Source organism: Pseudomonas sp. B14(2017) (genome assembly GCF_002113255.1).
GTDB classification, from domain to species: domain Bacteria; phylum Pseudomonadota; class Gammaproteobacteria; order Pseudomonadales; family Pseudomonadaceae; genus Aquipseudomonas; species Aquipseudomonas putida_Z.
Map to the genome: position 1 here is coordinate 99,545 of NZ_NEJY01000022.1, position 15,957 is coordinate 115,501.

At 64.2% G+C, this 15,957-nt stretch carries 15 protein-coding genes; 11 read left to right on the forward strand and 4 right to left on the reverse strand.

Annotation, left to right across the window (positions count from 1 at the left end; translation table 11 throughout):
- Nucleotides 1-24: 24 nt before the first annotated feature.
- From CAG34_RS22320 to CAG34_RS22330, 3 genes are all read left to right on the forward strand, one after another.
- On the forward strand, nucleotides 25-690 hold the full coding sequence (locus tag CAG34_RS22320; RefSeq protein ID WP_019472496.1) for a fumarylacetoacetate hydrolase family protein: 666 nt from the start codon (nucleotides 25-27) through the stop codon (nucleotides 688-690).
- A gap of 120 nt (nucleotides 691-810) precedes the next feature.
- Entirely contained in the window at nucleotides 811-1,731 is a 921-nt protein-coding gene (locus CAG34_RS22325; RefSeq protein WP_085592445.1) for an SdiA-regulated domain-containing protein, read from the forward strand.
- A 90-nt stretch (nucleotides 1,732-1,821) separates the two neighbouring features.
- Nucleotides 1,822-2,724, forward strand: coding sequence for an SdiA-regulated domain-containing protein (locus tag CAG34_RS22330; protein WP_085592447.1), 903 nt, complete (start codon nucleotides 1,822-1,824; stop codon nucleotides 2,722-2,724).
- A 115-nt stretch (nucleotides 2,725-2,839) separates the two neighbouring features.
- Here CAG34_RS22330 and rpiA read toward each other — a convergent pair whose 3' ends face one another.
- Complete coding sequence (rpiA, locus tag CAG34_RS22335) at nucleotides 2,840-3,514, reverse strand: ribose-5-phosphate isomerase RpiA (RefSeq protein WP_013974672.1); 675 nt, start codon at nucleotides 3,512-3,514, stop codon at nucleotides 2,840-2,842.
- A gap of 134 nt (nucleotides 3,515-3,648) precedes the next feature.
- Between rpiA and ilvA the strand changes: the two genes are divergently transcribed.
- Together ilvA and CAG34_RS22345 are read left to right on the forward strand one after the other, a co-directional pair.
- Nucleotides 3,649-5,163 carry a threonine ammonia-lyase, biosynthetic gene (gene ilvA / locus CAG34_RS22340; protein ID WP_013974671.1) on the forward strand — a complete coding sequence of 505 codons (1,515 nt, stop codon included), beginning with the start codon at nucleotides 3,649-3,651 and terminating at the stop codon, nucleotides 5,161-5,163.
- A 148-nt stretch (nucleotides 5,164-5,311) separates the two neighbouring features.
- Nucleotides 5,312-5,737, forward strand: coding sequence for a DUF2269 domain-containing protein (locus tag CAG34_RS22345; RefSeq protein ID WP_085592449.1), 426 nt, complete (start codon nucleotides 5,312-5,314; stop codon nucleotides 5,735-5,737).
- A gap of 120 nt (nucleotides 5,738-5,857) precedes the next feature.
- Here the strand turns inward: CAG34_RS22345 and CAG34_RS22350 are convergent, their stop codons facing one another.
- Nucleotides 5,858-6,514, reverse strand: a complete 657-nt coding sequence (locus tag CAG34_RS22350; protein WP_085592451.1) for an HAD family phosphatase — start codon at nucleotides 6,512-6,514, stop codon at nucleotides 5,858-5,860.
- 141 nt (nucleotides 6,515-6,655) lie between these two features.
- On the opposite strand from CAG34_RS22350, the gene CAG34_RS22355 reads away from it, so the two are divergent.
- Nucleotides 6,656-7,135 carry an RNA pyrophosphohydrolase gene (locus CAG34_RS22355; protein WP_003249017.1) on the forward strand — a complete coding sequence of 160 codons (480 nt, stop codon included), beginning with the start codon at nucleotides 6,656-6,658 and terminating at the stop codon, nucleotides 7,133-7,135.
- A gap of 22 nt (nucleotides 7,136-7,157) precedes the next feature.
- Nucleotides 7,158-9,437, forward strand: a complete 2,280-nt coding sequence (ptsP, locus tag CAG34_RS22360; protein ID WP_013974668.1) for a phosphoenolpyruvate--protein phosphotransferase — start codon at nucleotides 7,158-7,160, stop codon at nucleotides 9,435-9,437.
- Between the two features lie 133 nt (nucleotides 9,438-9,570).
- On the opposite strand, the gene CAG34_RS22365 is transcribed toward ptsP, so the two are convergent.
- Nucleotides 9,571-10,317: an NRDE family protein gene (locus CAG34_RS22365; RefSeq protein ID WP_085592453.1), complete on the reverse strand. Its 747-nt coding sequence runs from the start codon at nucleotides 10,315-10,317 to the stop codon at nucleotides 9,571-9,573.
- A 129-nt stretch (nucleotides 10,318-10,446) separates the two neighbouring features.
- On the opposite strand from CAG34_RS22365, the gene CAG34_RS22370 reads away from it, so the two are divergent.
- The 3 genes from CAG34_RS22370 to CAG34_RS22380 are packed head-to-tail and all read left to right on the forward strand — an operon-like array spanning nucleotide 10,447 to nucleotide 13,075.
- Nucleotides 10,447-11,229, forward strand: coding sequence for a sulfite exporter TauE/SafE family protein (locus CAG34_RS22370; RefSeq protein WP_024087873.1), 783 nt, complete (start codon nucleotides 10,447-10,449; stop codon nucleotides 11,227-11,229).
- Nucleotides 11,230-11,245: 16 nt separating this feature from the next.
- Complete coding sequence (lgt, locus tag CAG34_RS22375; RefSeq protein ID WP_013974665.1) at nucleotides 11,246-12,052, forward strand: prolipoprotein diacylglyceryl transferase; 807 nt, start codon at nucleotides 11,246-11,248, stop codon at nucleotides 12,050-12,052.
- Between the two features lie 51 nt (nucleotides 12,053-12,103).
- Nucleotides 12,104-13,075: a thymidylate synthase gene (locus CAG34_RS22380; protein ID WP_061550295.1), complete on the forward strand. Its 972-nt coding sequence runs from the start codon at nucleotides 12,104-12,106 to the stop codon at nucleotides 13,073-13,075.
- Between the two features lie 131 nt (nucleotides 13,076-13,206).
- Here the strand turns inward: CAG34_RS22380 and cadR are convergent, their stop codons facing one another.
- Nucleotides 13,207-13,650: a cadmium resistance transcriptional regulator CadR gene (gene cadR / locus CAG34_RS22385; RefSeq protein ID WP_015272183.1), complete on the reverse strand. Its 444-nt coding sequence runs from the start codon at nucleotides 13,648-13,650 to the stop codon at nucleotides 13,207-13,209.
- 84 nt (nucleotides 13,651-13,734) lie between these two features.
- Here cadR and CAG34_RS22390 point away from each other — a divergent pair, with 84 nt between their 5' ends.
- Entirely contained in the window at nucleotides 13,735-15,948 is a 2,214-nt protein-coding gene (locus CAG34_RS22390) for a heavy metal translocating P-type ATPase (RefSeq protein ID WP_085592455.1), read from the forward strand.
- Nucleotides 15,949-15,957: the final 9 nt, after the last annotated feature.

A 15,957-nucleotide genomic window follows, 5' to 3' on the forward strand; every position in this document is an offset into this window, starting at 1 on the left:
AAGCAGTATCCAGAGGAGTCGGCCATGAGTTACCAGCACCAGTACGTAGACGGCACACGCATTCACTTCCCGCTGGGCAAGGTGGTGTGCATCGGCCGTAACTATGCCGAGCATGCCAAGGAGCTGGACAACCCGATCCCCACCGAACCGCTGCTGTTCATCAAACCGGGCAGCTGCGTGGTGCCGGCCGAGGGCGGCTTCAAGATCCCGGTCGAGCGTGGCTCGGTGCACTATGAGGCGGAAATTGCCGTGCTGCTGGGCAAGCCGCTGTCGACTCATCCGAGCGAGGAAGAGGTGCTGGACGCCATTTCCGGTTACGCCCCGGCGCTGGACCTCACCCTGCGCGATGTGCAGGCCAAGCTGAAAGAGAAGGGCCTGCCATGGGAGTTGGCCAAGTGCTTCGACGGCGCCTGCGTACTGCCGCCGTTCGTGTCGGCTGCCAGCTTCGAGGATGTGACCGACATCCCGGTGCGCCTGACCGTCAACGGCGAAGTTCGCCAGGACGGTAACAGCGCGATGATGCTGAACCCGATCGTGCCGATGATTCAGTACATGGCGGCACATTTTTCGCTGCAGGCGGGGGATGTGATCCTTACCGGCACCCCGGCGGGTGTGGGGCCGTTCAATGTCGGTGATGAGCTGGTGCTTGAGCTGCCGGGTGTGAGTCGCTTCGAAAGCCGGGTGCTCTGACTCGAAACCGCGTCGCCTTCTTCGCGGGCACGCCCGCGAAGAGGCCGGTCCTGTTTACCGATTTTTCACACCTGATCCGGATAATGCGCGAACCTACGCCCATTTCCCCAGGACCCCTGCATGCCATCTCCCTCCAGCGCCCCGACAACCCCCAAGCGTCGTTTCTTCCTGCGCTGGCCCTTCGGCCTGGCCGCGGCGGCGGTAATCGGCTATGGCGTGGCTGTGGCCATGCACTGGGATGACCGCGGCGCGCTGTGGGTCAAGGAAAGCTTCGAAAGCACCGCCGAGCGCAGCGAAAGCGTATGGCTGCCGGACTACCAGGTCGACATCGATGCCAAGCCGCTGCCGGGCATGGACGACGATGAAGCTTCGGATGTGGCCTTCAACCCGCGTACCCGCACCCTGTTCGCAGTCATGGGCAAGAACCCGATCCTGGTCGAACTGAGCCTGGATGGCGATGTACTGCGCAAGATCCCCCTCAACGGCTGGAACAACCCGGAAGGCATCGCCGTGTTGGAAGACGGCTTCCTGGCAATCACCGATGAGCGCCTGCACGACCTGACCGTGGTCAAGGTGGATGCGCAGACCACCTCGTTGAACCATGATGATTTCCAGAGCCACGACCTGGGCCAGTCGGTGAAGAGCAACAAGGGCTTCGAGGCGGTGGCCTGGGACCCGCTGCGCCAGCGCCTGGTCATCGGCGAGGAGCGCCCGCCAAGGCTGTACACCTGGAACACCGATGGCCGCAGCCCGCTCACGGGCGAAAAGCAGCCGTTGCCCAACGATGAACTGGACCTGCGCAACCTCTCGGCGCTGGGCGTCGACCCGCGTACCGGCCACCTGCTGGCGCTGTCGGCTGATTCCAACATGCTGCTGGAGCTGGACGAGCAGGGTCAGCAGGTCAGTTTCATGACCTTGCTCGGCGGTTTCAACGGCCTGCAGGACACCATCCCGCGTGCCGAAGGGGTGGCCATGGACGACAAGGGCAACCTGTACATGGTCAGCGAGCCGGCCCTGTTCTATCGCTTCAGAAAGAACTGAGCCCAACATCCGACTTTTCGGATGCTGGCATTAAGCTTTACTTCAGTTGTTCATGGTTAGATTCGCCACCCCTATGTCGAGTCTGCCCTCATGCGCCGTTTTGTTCGCCTGTTCCTTGTATTGGCCGCCATCGGCCTGCTCCTGCTCGGCCTGGCCGGGCAGGAGTTCCGCCTGTTCGAGCGTGGCTGGTTCAACCTCAAGGCCTGGTGGCAGCCCGCCGAGCAGAGCATCGGCCTGGACCGCTACCGGGTGGTGGTGGAGGCGCAACCGGTCGAAGGGCTGGATGACGACATATCGGCGCTGACCTACGACCCCGACCGCAAAACCCTGTTTACCGTCACCAATGCCCGCTCGGAGCTGATCGAGCTGTCGCTGGACGGCCGCATCCTGCGCCGGGTGCCGCTGACCGGCTTCGGCGACCCGGAAGCCGTGGAGTACGTCGGGCCCAACAGCTATGTGATCACCGACGAGCGCCAGCAGCGGCTGATTCGCGTGCGCCTGGAGGACGACACGATGTTCCTCGATGCCGGCGATGCCGAGCAGCTGACCCTGGGCATTGGCCTGAACGGTAACAAGGGTTTCGAGGGGCTGGCTTACGATTCGGCGGGCAAGCGCCTGTTCGTGGCCAAGGAGCGTGACCCGATGCTGATCTACGAGGTGCATGGCTTCCCGCACGACAATCCTGAGCAGCCCTATGCGGTACATGTGGTGCAGGACCGCAAGCGCGATTCGCAGCTGTTCGTGCGGGACCTGTCGAGCTTGCAGTTCGATGAGCGCAGCGGGCACCTGCTGGCGCTGTCGGACGAGTCGCGGCTGGTGCTGGAGCTGGATGTGGAGGGCCGGCCGCTGAGTACCTTGTCGTTGCGCAAGGGGTTCCAGGGGTTGCAGGCGACGGTGCCACAGGCGGAGGGGATTGCGATGGATGAGACAGGGACCATCTATCTGGTCAGTGAGCCGAACCTGTTCTATGTGTTCAAACAGCCAGCGGAGTGAGCAGGTGGGGCTGCTTTGCAGCCCATCGCGACACAAGGCCGCTCCTACAGGAAATCGCGTACCCCTGTAGGAGCGGCCTTGTGTCGCGAAACGAGGGCGAAGCCCTCGCAGAAGGTTACTCGGCCTTGAGGCTCTTCACGCCCTCAGAGGTACCCAGCAGCAGCAAATCCGCCGGACGCGCCGCGAACAGGCCGTTGGTCACCACACCAACAATGGCGTTGATCTGTGCTTCCAGCTCCACCGGGTTGGTGATCTGCAGGTTGTGCACATCGAGGATCACGTTGCCGTTGTCGGTAACCACGCCCTCACGGTACACCGGGTCACCACCCAGCTTGACCAGTTGGCGCGCCACGTGGCTGCGGGCCATCGGGATCACTTCGACCGGCAGCGGGAAGGCGCCCAGCACCGGTACCAGCTTGCTGGCGTCGGCGATGCAGATGAAGGTCTTGGCCACGGCGGCGACGATCTTCTCGCGGGTCAGGGCTGCGCCGCCGCCCTTGATCAGGTTCAGGTGCGCGTCGCTCTCGTCGGCGCCGTCCACGTAGAACTCCAGTTCGCTGACGCTGTTCAGCTCGTAGACCGGGATGCCATGGCCCTTCAGACGCTGGGCAGTGGCTTCGGAGCTGGCGACCGCGCCGTCGAAGGCGGTCTTGTGCTGAGCCAGGGCGTCGATGAAGAAGTTGGCGGTCGAACCGGTGCCGACGCCGACGACGCTCTTTTCATCCAGCTTGGGCAGAATGAAGTCGACAGCGGCCTGGGCGACGGCCTGTTTGAGTTGGTCCTGGGTCATGCGGGCTCCGAGAGGGGCAGGGCGGTTTTGAAAAGAGCCTAGTATAACGGCTCGGGCGGCTTTGCTGTGGTCGCCCGACGTAGCGCTGGGGTAGACTCCCAGTCCTTGTCCCGCGGCCCAGTGATGCATTCCCGATGCTCGAACAGTACGTCAAGAAGATCCTCACCTCGCGCGTCTACGACGTTGCGGTCGAAACCCCGCTGCAGAGCGCCGGGCAGCTGAGCAAGCGCCTGGGCAACCAGATTCTGCTCAAGCGCGAAGACCTGCAGCCGGTGTTCTCGTTCAAGATCCGCGGGGCCTACAACAAGCTGGCCCAACTGACCCCGGAAGAACTGGCCCGTGGCGTGGTCACCGCCTCGGCCGGCAACCACGCCCAGGGCCTGGCCCTGGCTGCGCGCGAGATGGGCATCAAGGCCACTATCGTGATGCCCAAGACCACCCCGGAAATCAAGGTCGAAGGCGTGCGTTCGCGGGGCGGCAAGGTGGTGCTGCATGGCGACTCGTTCCCCGAGGCGCTGGCCTATTCGCTGAAACTGGTCGATGAAAAGGGCTTCGTCTACGTGCACCCCTACGACGACCCGCACACCATCGCCGGGCAGGGCACCGTGGCCATGGAGATCCTGCGCCAGCACCCGGGCCAGCTGGACGCGATCTTCGTGCCGGTGGGTGGCGGTGGCCTGATCGCCGGCATTGCTGCCTACGTGAAGTACCTGCGCCCGGAAATCAAGGTGATTGGCGTCGAGCCGGACGACTCCAACTGCCTGCAGGCGGCCATGGCGGCCGGCGAGCGCGTGGTGCTGCCGCAGGTCGGGCTGTTCGCCGACGGCGTGGCGGTGGCTCAGATCGGCCAGCACACCTTCGATATCTGCCGTCATCATGTGGATGAAGTGGTCACCGTCAGTACCGACGAGATCTGCGCGGCTATCAAGGATATCTACGATGATACCCGCTCGATCACCGAACCTGCCGGCGCCTTGGGCGTGGCGGGCATCAAGAAGTACGTCGAGCTGTACGGCGTGACCGGGCAGACCCTGGTGGCCATCGACTCCGGTGCCAACGTCAACTTCGACCGCCTGCGCCATGTAGCCGAGCGTGCCGAACTGGGTGAAAAGCGCGAAGCGATCATCGCCGTGACCATCCCCGAACGCCCGGGCAGCTTCAAGGCCTTCTGCGAGGCTATCGGCAAGCGCCAGATCACCGAATTCAACTACCGCAAGCACACCTCCGACGAGGCGCATATCTTCGTCGGCGTGCAGACCCACCCGGAAAACGACCCGCGTGCGGCGCTGGTACAGCAACTGACCGAGCAGGGCTTCCCGGTTACCGACCTGACCGACAACGAGCTGGCCAAGCTGCATATTCGCCACATGGTCGGTGGCCATTCGGCCGGTGCCAGTGACGAGATGGTGCTGCGCTTCGAGTTCCCCGAGCGGCCGGGGGCGCTGTTCAACTTCCTCAACAAGCTGGGCGGGCGCTGGAACATCTCGATGTTCCATTACCGCAACCATGGCGCCGCTGACGGGCGCGTGGTGGCGGGGTTGCAGGTGCCGGAGGACGAGCGCCACCTGGTGCCGGCGGCGCTGGCGAAGATCGGCTACCCGTACTGGGACGAGACTGACAACCCGGCTTACAAGCTGTTCCTGGGCTGAGCGGCTAAGCTGGGGCTGATGGCCCTTTCGCGGGCTTGCCCGCTCCCACAGGTACTGCACAGGCTTCAGGGCCTGTGATATCCCTGTGGGAGCGGGCAAGCCCGCGAAGAAGCCTGCACAAAATGGCCTGCTTAAGGACAACCGAGACATGGAACACCTGACCACCCTCAAGACCCTGCACATCCTCGCCACCGCGCTCCTGCTGCTGGGTGCTCTGGGCCTGGCGCTCTGGACCGTGCGCGCCCGCCGCCAGGGCGATGCCGAGGCCTACGCCAAGCTGCTGCGTCGGCCGCTGGTGTTCGTCTGGCTGGTGATGGGCCTGTGCCTGGTGAGCATGCCGTTCACCGGCTGGTGGCTGGTGCACCTGGTGGGCTGGCCGCTGGGGCAGACCTGGGTGCTGGCGTCCAGCGTCATCTATACGCTGGGCGCGTTTGCCGTGTGGTGGCTGCTGGTGCGGTTGAACCGGCTGCGCAAGGCCGAGGTGGTGGGGTTGCGCTTTACCCTGGCACTGGCGGTGTTCAGTGGGGTTTGCTTCCTGTCCATCGCCGGGCTGATGGGTGCCAAGCCGGTCTGATGGAGTTTGGGGCTGCTCTGCAGCCCATCGCCGGCAAGCCAGCTCCCACAAAAGCGGGCTTGCACTGTACCTGTGGGAGCTGGCTTGCCGGCGATGGGCCGCAAAGCGGCCCCAGCAATCTCAAGCCCTGAGCGAAACCACCGGCCACCCACGCATCTCGGCCTCCGCCCTCAGCTTCGGGTCGGGGTCCACCGCCACCGCATGCGTCACTCGCTGCAACAACGGCAAATCGTTCATCGAGTCGCTATAGAAATAGCTGTCCTCAAGATCGAAGCCGTTTTCCAGCATCCAGCGCTCCAGCCGCGTCACCTTGCCTTCACGGAAACACGGTATATCGGTACTACGCCCGGTATAGCGGCCATCACGCATCTCGCATTCGGTCGCCAGCAACACGCGAACCCCCAGGCGCCGGGCAATCGGTGCGGTGACGAAGCGGTTGGTGGCGGTGATGATCACCAGCTGGTCGCCGGCCTCGCGGTGCTGCTGCAGCAAGCTCAGCGCCTTGGGCAGGATGATCGGCTCGATGCAAGCGCGCATGAAGTCGCGGTGCCATTCGTCGAGCTGGGCTACCGGTGTTGCCGCAAGGATTTCCATGGAAAAGGCCAGGTAGGCCTGCAGGTCCAGGGTGCCGTTCAGGTATTCCTGATAGAAGCCATCGTTGCGTTGCTTGTAGGTAACCGGGTCGAGGATGCCGCGCTGGCAAAGGTAGTCACCCCAGGCATGGTCGCTGTCGCCACCGAGGAGGGTATTGTCCAGGTCGAATAAAGCCAGGCGCATCGCGGTCACTCGCATAAGCCACAGGGTAGGCCCGCAGAATACGGAGTTTTCACGCTGCTGCACATAAGCTTGGCGGGCGCGTTGCTGCGCTCGCAAGCTTTGTGGAACAATGCGGTGACATGCGTTTGCGAGGTTGCTGCCGTGATCGACCCGGATGGTTTTCGCCCCAATGTCGGGATCATTCTCACGAATGATGCCGGGCAGGTGCTATGGGCTCGACGGATCAACCAGGATGCCTGGCAGTTTCCCCAGGGTGGCATCAACCCTGACGAGACGCCGGAAGATGCCCTGTACCGCGAGCTGAACGAAGAAGTTGGCCTTGAACGCGATGATGTGGAAATTCTTGCCTGCACCCGTGGCTGGTTGCGTTATCGTTTACCCCAGCGACTGGTGCGTACGCATAGCCAGCCGCTGTGCATCGGCCAGAAGCAGAAATGGTTCCTGCTGCGTCTGGTCAGCAACGAACAACGGGTGCGGATGGACCTGACCGGCAAGCCGGAATTCGACGGCTGGCGCTGGGTCAGCTATTGGTACCCGCTGGGCCAGGTTGTGACATTCAAGCGCGAGGTCTACCGACGCGCCCTGAAAGAGCTAGCACCGCGTCTGCTGACGCGCGACTGACGACGGAGTTCGACCCCGAGCCATGCTCAATACGCTGCGCAAGATCGTCCAGGAAGTAAACTCCGCCAAAGATCTCAAGTCGGCGTTGGGGATCATTGTCTTGCGTGTCAAGGAGGCCATGGGCAGCCAGGTCTGCTCCGTCTACCTGCTCGACCCGGAAACCAACCGCTTCGTGCTGATGGCCACCGAAGGCCTGAACAAGCGCTCCATCGGCAAGGTCAGCATGGCCCCCAACGAAGGCCTGGTCGGCCTGGTCGGTACCCGGGAAGAGCCGCTGAACCTGGAAAACGCAGCCGACCACCCGCGTTACCGCTACTTTGCCGAAACCGGCGAGGAAAAATTCGCCTCCTTCCTCGGTGCGCCGATCATCCACCACCGCCGCGTGGTCGGGGTATTGGTCATCCAGCAAAAGGAGCGCCGCCAGTTCGACGAGGGCGAAGAAGCCTTCCTGGTCACCATGAGCGCCCAGCTCGCAGGGGTTATCGCCCACGCCGAGGCCACCGGCTCGATCCGTGGCCTGGGCCGCCAGGGCAAAGGTATCCAGGAAGCGCGCTTCGTCGGCGTACCGGGCTCGCCTGGCGCCGCCGTGGGGCGCGCAGTGGTGATGCTGCCGCCAGCCGATCTGGAAGTGGTACCGGACAAGACCGTCGATGACATCGACGCCGAGCTGAAGCTGTTCCAGAACGCCCTCGAAGGTGTGCGCGACGATATGCGCAAGCTGTCGGCCAAACTGGCCACCCAGCTGCGCCCGGAGGAGCGTGCACTGTTCGATGTGTACCTGATGATGCTCGAAGACGCGGCCCTGGGCGGTGAGGTGACCGAAGTCATCAAGACCGGCCAGTGGGCCCAGGGCGCACTGCGCCAGGTGGTGGGCGAGCACGTCAACCGCTTCGAGCTGATGGACGATGACTACCTGCGCGAGCGCGCCTCCGACGTCAAGGACCTGGGCCGGCGCCTGCTGGCCTACCTGCAGGAAGCCCGCGCGCAGTCGCTGGTGTATGCCGACAACACCATCCTGGTCAGTGAAGAGCTGACCCCGGCGATGCTCGGCGAAGTGCCGGAAGGCAAGCTGGTCGGCCTGGTCTCGGTACTGGGCTCGGGCAACTCCCACGTCGCCATCCTGGCTCGCGCCATGGGCATCCCCACGGTGATGGGCCTGGTCGACTTGCCTTATTCCAAGGTCGACGGCATCGAGATGATCGTCGACGGCTACAAGGGCGAGGTGTTCACCAACCCCAGCGAAGTGCTGCGCAAGCAGTACAGCGACGTGGTCGAGGAGGAGCGCCAGCTGGCCCAGGGCCTGGATGCCCTGCGCGAGCTGCCGTGCGTTACCCCGGACGGCCACCGCATGCCGCTGTGGGTCAACACCGGCCTGCTCGCCGACGTGGCCCGTGCCCAGCAGCGTGGCGCCGAAGGGGTGGGGCTGTACCGCACCGAAGTGCCGTTCATGATCAACCAGCGCTTCCCCAGCGAAAAAGAGCAGCTGGCCATCTACCGCGAGCAGCTGGCGGCCTTCCACCCGCTGCCGGTGACCATGCGTACCCTCGACATCGGTGGCGACAAGTCGCTGTCGTACTTCCCGATCAAGGAAGAAAACCCGTTCCTCGGCTGGCGCGGCATTCGCGTCACCCTCGACCACCCGGAAATCTTCCTGGTGCAGACCCGCGCCATGCTCAAGGCCAGCGAGGGGCTGAACAACCTGCGTATCCTGCTGCCGATGATTTCCGGCATCCATGAGCTGGAAGAGGCGCTGCACCTGATCCACCGCGCCTGGGGCGAGGTGCGTGACGAAGGCACCGATGTGCCGATGCCGCCGGTTGGCGTGATGGTGGAAATTCCTGCGGCGGTGTACCAGACCAAGGAACTGGCGCGGCAGGTGGACTTCCTGTCGGTCGGTTCCAACGACCTGACCCAGTACCTGCTGGCGGTGGACCGCAACAACCCGCGGGTCGCCGACCTGTACGACTACCTGCACCCGGCGGTGTTGCAGGCGCTGAACACGGTGGTGCGCGACGCCCATGGCGAAGGCAAGCCGGTGAGTATCTGCGGTGAGATGGCCGGTGACCCGGCAGCGGCGATCCTGTTGATGGCCATGGGCTTCGACAGCCTGTCGATGAACGCCACCAACCTGCCGAAGGTGAAGTGGATGCTGCGTCAGGTGAATATGAGCAAGGCCAAGGAGCTGCTGGTGGAGGCCTTGAGCCATGACAACCCGCAGGTTATCCACAGCTCGCTGCAACTGGCCCTGAAAAACCTTGGGTTGGCGCGGATGATCGGGCCTGGGGCCAATAAAACCCTCTGAATGTGGGGTGCCTGTTCCGGCCTCTTCGCGGGTAAACCCGCTCCCACAGGTACAGCGCAGCCTTCAGATGCGGGGCAGTACCTGTGGGAGCGGGTTTACCCGCGAAGAGGCCGGAGCAAGCAACATCAAATTATCAGACCAGCAACTCAACTTCCCCCAAGTGCCCACCAAAGGGCCCGAAACTGCGTTCAACCAGTCGCCTTTTCCCCTGATCATCCACAATCAGCACCGTGCTCGCCCGCGTCCCGTAGTTCTGGCTGGCAATGAACACACTCGACAGCAGCTTCTCGGTCGCCAACCCCACGCCCGTCTCCGGCAACTCGCCCTCCGGCGCCGGTTCGGCATCGGCCAGCAATGCCAGCAAGCGCTGTGGTTCTGGCGTCTCCAGTAACCCTTCCAGCCCACTGCGCGCCTTCACCAGCTTCGGCCAAGGTGTATCCAACCCGGCATTGGAAAGCCCGTAAACCCCGGCCTCCAGCAAGCGCGGCGCCGCGTCCCGGGCATGCAGATAGCCCAGCTGCCGCCCATCGCCCACCAGCAGGTTGAACCCTGAATATTGCCTGCTGCGGCTGGCCACCTGGTCCAGATAGGCCTCGACCCCCAACTCCCCCTGCAGATACGCCGCCACCAGCTCGCCCCGCGAGCGCGGCCCCAAAGCCTGCGCCGGGTCGCGAATATTGGTCAGCGCCGCGAACCGCCCCTGCGGGCCGACGCCCAGCCAGGTGCCGCCGGCCTCCAGGTCGCGCCCGGCATATACCCCGGGTGCATCCTCCCAGGCCGCCAGGGCCTGGGTGGGGCGGGCATAGAACTCATCACGGTTGGCCGCCACGATCAGCGGCAGGGCATGCCCCGGCCGCCAGGCGAATACGATCAGGCACATCGGTCGGGCCTCTGGGTTTTTTGCCACTGTACCCACAGCGGCGGGGAGGATCCATCCTGACACACTGTTCACTAGAGCCCCGAGCCCGGCTTCCGTTACCATGCCGCATTGTTTTCTCGGGGAAGACGAATGGAATTCGTGCTCTATCTGCTGTTGGGCGCCTGCGCCGGTGTGCTGGCCGGGCTGTTCGGCGTGGGCGGCGGTATCATCATCGTGCCGGTGCTGGTGTTCAGCTTCACCTTGCAGGGTTTCGATGCCTCGGTGCTGACCCACCTGGCTGTCGGTACGTCGCTGGCAACCATCGTCTTCACCTCGATCAACGCCGTGCTCGAGCACCATCGCAAGGGCGCGGTGCAATGGCCGATCTTCGCCTGGATGACCCTCGGCATCCTCCTTGGGGCCGGTGTCGGCGCCAAGACCGCCTCGCTGATCCAGGGGCCACTGCTGCAAAAGATCATCGGTGTGTTCGCCCTGGTCATCGCCGCGCAGATGGCCCTGGACCTCAAGCCCAAGGCCAGTCGTGGCATCCCCGGCAAGCCCGCGCTGATCGGTGCAGGTGGGGTGATCGGCTGGGCTTCGGCCATTTTCGGCATCGGCGGCGGTTCGCTGACCGTGCCGTTCCTGACCTGGCGCAGCCTGCCCATGCAGCAGGCAGTGGCCACGTCTTCGGCCTGTGGCCTGCCGATTGCCTTGGCCAGTGCCCTGAGTTTCATGCTGCTGGGTTGGCACGAGGAGCACCTGCCGGCCCACAGCCTGGGTTACGTGTACCTGCCGGCGCTGCTCGGCATTGCCGTGACCAGCATGTTTTTCGCCCGCTTCGGCGCGCGCCTGGCGCACAAGCTGTCGCCACGTTTGTTGAAACGCCTGTTCGCAGCCCTGCTGTTCTGTGTCGGCCTCAGCTTTTTGATTTGAATCGAGAGGAAGTTCCATGCTGCCTTACCCGCAGATAGACCCCGTGGCCGTGGCCATCGGGCCGCTGAAAATCCATTGGTACGGCCTGATGTACCTGGTCGGCATCGGCGGTGCCTGGCTGCTCGCCTCGCGCCGGTTGAACCGCTTCGACCCCACTTGGACGCGCGAAAAGCTCTCCGACCTGGTGTTCTGGCTGTCGATGGGTGTGATCGTCGGTGGTCGCCTGGGCTACGTGCTGTTCTACGACCTGCACGCCTACCTGGCCAATCCGACGCTGATCTTCGAGGTGTGGAAGGGTGGCATGTCGTTCCACGGCGGTTTCATCGGTGTGATGCTGGCGGCCTTGTGGTTCGGCAAGCGCAACAACAAGTCGTTCTTCGAGCTGATGGACTTCGTCGCGCCGCTGGTGCCGATCGGCCTCGGGGCCGGGCGCATCGGCAACTTCATCAACGCCGAGCTGTGGGGCAAGGCCACCGACGTGCCATGGGCGATGGTCTTCCCGCCGTTCAGCGACCCGGCGCAGCTGCCGCGTCACCCATCGCAGCTGTACCAGTTCGCACTCGAAGGTGTGGCGCTGTTCCTGATTCTCTGGGCGTTCTCGCGCAAGCCGCGGCCGACCATGGCGGTATCCGGCATGTTCGCGCTGTTCTACGGCATCTTCCGCTTCATCGTCGAATTCGTCCGCGTACCGGATGCCCAGCTTGGCTACCTGGCCTGGGGCTGGCTGACCATGGGTCAGATTCTGTGCGTGCCGATGATCCTGGCTGGCCTTGGCCTGATCTGGTGGGCTTATAATCGCAAGCCTACGGCGAAACCCGCCTGATTAATCCCACGGCAGGGGCGATCCCCCTGCCGTTTTTGCTACAGGTAAGCCATGAAACAGTATCTGGACCTGGTCCGCGACGTCATCGACAACGGCACGCTGCAGGGCAACCGCACCGGCATCCGCACCATCAGCCTGCCGGGCGCCATGCTGCGTTTCGACTTGCAGAAGGGCTTTCCGGCCATTACCACGCGCAAACTGGCGTTCAAGTCGGCGATCGGCGAAATGGTCGGTTTCCTGCGTGGCGTGAAGAACGCCGGTGAATTCCGCGAACTGGGCTGCAAGGTCTGGGACCAGAACGCCAACGAGAACGCCCAGTGGCTGGCCAACCCGTTCCGTCAGGGCCATGACGACCTGGGCGAGATCTACGGCGTGCAATGGCGTCAGTGGCCGGGCTACAAGCGCATCCCGCTGAGCAACCCGGCGGCCATCGAAATGGCCGAGAAGGCGGGCTTCCGCCGCATCGCCCAGGACGAGGAGGACGGCGTCGCGTTCGTCATCCTGTACAAGGCGATCGACCAGGTGCGCCAGTGCCTGGACACCATCGCCAACGACCCGGGCAGCCGCCGTATCCTGTTCCACGGCTGGAACTGTGCGCAGCTGGACGAAATGGCCCTGCCGCCGTGCCACCTGCTGTACCAGTTCCACCCGAATGTGGAGACCAGGGAGATTTCCCTGACCCTCTACATCCGTTCCAACGACCTGGGCCTGGGCACGCCGTTCAACCTCACCGAAGGCGCGGCGCTGCTGTCGCTGTTCGGCCGCCTGACCGGCTACACCCCGCGCTGGTTCACCTACTTCATCGGCGATGCCCATGTGTATGAGAACCACCTGGACATGCTCAACGAGCAGCTCAAGCGTGAGCCGCTGGAAGCGCCGAAGCTGGTGATCAGCGACCGCGTGCCAGCGTTTGCCGACACGGGGAAGTACGAGCCGGAGTGGCTGGAGAAGATCGAGCCGAGCGATTTCTGGCTGGAAGGGTATGAGCACCATGCGCCGATGACGGCGCCGATGGCGGTGTGATCTTTTAGATTGCCGGGGCTGCTCTGCAGCCCTTTCGCCGGCAAGCCAGCTCCCACAGGACTGGCGCTGCCAGTTGGGGCTGTGCAAAACCTGTGGGAGCCGGCTTGCCGGCGATTGGGCCCTTGGATCTTTCAATGCCCGTGGCTTCGCCCCACATGCGAATGCTCGGTTTCCGGCACCGACACCGCCCCGTTCGTCTCCAGTTGCTGCAAGATCGCACACTCCGCCCCCTGTGCATTGCAGCGCCGCCGCAGCTCCACCAGCTGTTCCTGCAACGCCACCAGACCATCGATCCGTGCCTGCACATGCTCGATATGTTCGTCGATCAGCGCATTGACACTGCCGCACGAATCATCGGGGCTGTCGCGCAGGCGTAGCAGGCTGCGGATTTCATCCAGGGTCATGTCCAGGGTGCGGCAGTTGCGGATGAACGTCAGCCGCTCGACGTGGGCCTGGGTGTACAGCCGGTAGTTGCCGTCGCTGCGCGCCGGCTCCGGCAGCAGCTGTTCACGCTCGTAGTAGCGGATGGTTTCCACGGCGCAGTCGGTGGCTTTGGCCAGTTCTCCGATCTTCATCACGAAATTCTCCAGCAAGTGGCTTGACCCTATAGTGGCTACAGGGTGTTCACTTGGCAACAGGCTCAAATTAAGGATGACCCCATGAACCAGCCTGTCAGCCACGAACACAAGCACGATCACCACGCCCACAGCTGCTGTGGCAGCGCTGCTGCGCCAGCCTTGGTCCAGCTGAGCGAAAAGGCCAGCAGCCACGCTCAGTTCAGCCGTTTCCGCATCGAGGCCATGGACTGCCCTACCGAGCAGACCCTGATCCAGGACAAGCTGGGCAAGCTGGCCGGTATCGAGCAGCTGGAATTCAACCTGATCAATCGTGTGCTTGGCGTGCGCCACACCCTGGGTGGCACTGCTGAAATCGAGCAGGCCATCGACAGCCTGGGCATGAAAGCCGAGCCGCTTGGTGCCGAAGACGATGGCACCGCCAGCGCATCACAAGTGGCCAAGACCCGCTGGTGGCCGCTGGCGCTGTCCGGCATTGCCGCGATCGCCGCCGAAATCGTGCACTTTGCCGCACTAGCGCCTGAGTGGGTGGTGGCGGCGCTGGCGCTGGCAGCGATCCTCGGCTGTGGCCTGGGTACCTACAAGAAGGGCTGGATCGCCCTGAAAAACCGCAACCTCAACATCAACGCGCTGATGAGCATTGCCGTGACTGGCGCGGTGCTGATCGGCCAGTGGCCGGAAGCGGCCATGGTGATGGTGCTGTTCACCGTCGCCGAGCTGATCGAAGCCCGCTCGCTGGACCGCGCGCGCAACGCCATTGGCGGCCTGATGCAGCTCACCCCGGACATGGCCACCGTGCGCCAGGCCGATGGCCAGTGGCGGGAAGTGGAGGTGCGGGAGGTAGCTATCGGGGCCTTGGTGCGGGTACGCCCCGGCGAACGCATTGGCCTGGACGGTGAGGTGACCAGCGGGCAATCCAGTGTCGATCAGGCGCCGATCACCGGCGAAAGCCTGCCTGTGGAGAAGGCCGTGGGCGACAAGTTGTTCGCCGGCACCATCAACCAGGCAGGGGCGCTGGAGTTCCGCGTTACCGCTGCTGCGGGGCAATCGACCCTGGCGCGGATCATCAAGGCCGTCGAGGAAGCGCAAGGCGCGCGGGCGCCTACCCAGCGTTTCGTCGACCGCTTCTCGCGCATCTACACCCCGGTGGTGTTTGCCATTGCCCTGGCCGTTGCGGTGATACCGCCGCTGTTCATGGCCGGTGCCTGGTTCGACTGGGTCTATCGCGCCCTGGTGCTGCTGGTGGTGGCCTGCCCATGCGCCCTGGTGATCTCGACCCCGGTGACCATCGTCAGCGGCCTGGCTGCCGCCGCGCGCAAGGGCATCCTGATCAAGGGTGGCGTGTACCTGGAAGGCGGGCGCCAGCTGGACTTCCTGGCCCTGGACAAGACCGGCACCATCACCCACGGCAAGCCGGTGCAGACCGACGCCAAGGTACTGGAGCCGCTGTTCGAAGGCCGCGCGCAAGCCCTGGCCGCCAGCCTGGGCGAGCGTTCGGATCACCCGGTTTCCCGCGCCATTGCCCAGTTCGGCAAGGAGCAAGGCCTGGCCTTGAGCGAGGTCGATGACTTCGCCGCCCTGGCCGGGCGCGGCGTGCGCGGTACCGTCGCGGGTGAGGTTTACCACCTGGGTAACCACCGTCTGGTCGAGGAGCTGGGGCTGTGCTCGCCCGAGCTCGAGGCCCAGCTGGATGCGCTGGAGCGCCAGGGCAAGACCGTGGTGCTGCTGCTCGACCGCTCCGGCCCGTTGGCGCTGTTCGCGGTGGCCGACACGGTCAAGGAAAGCAGCCGCCAGGCCATCGCCGAACTGCATGAGCTGGGCATCAAGACTGTCATGCTGACCGGTGACAATCCGCATACCGCCCAGGCCATCGCCACCGTGGTGGGTATCGACCGTGCCGAAGGCAACCTGCTGCCTGCCGACAAGCTCAAGAGCATCGAAACCCTGTACGCCCAGGGCCATCGGGTGGGCATGGTCGGTGACGGTATCAACGACGCCCCGGCGCTGGCTCGTGCCGAGATCGGTTTTGCCATGGCGGCGGCCGGTACCGACACCGCCATCGAGACCGCCGATGTGGCGCTGATGGACGACGACTTGCGGAAAATCCCGGCCTTCGTCAGGCTGTCGCGCCAAAGTGCGGCGATCCTCATGCAGAACATCGTTCTGGCGTTGGGCATCAAGGCGATATTCCTGGCGATCACCTTTGCCGGCATGGCCACCATGTGGATGGCGGTGTTTGCCGACATGGGCGTGAGCCTGCTGGTGGTGTTCAACGGCTTGCGCCTGTTGCGCAAATAGAGGACGTGC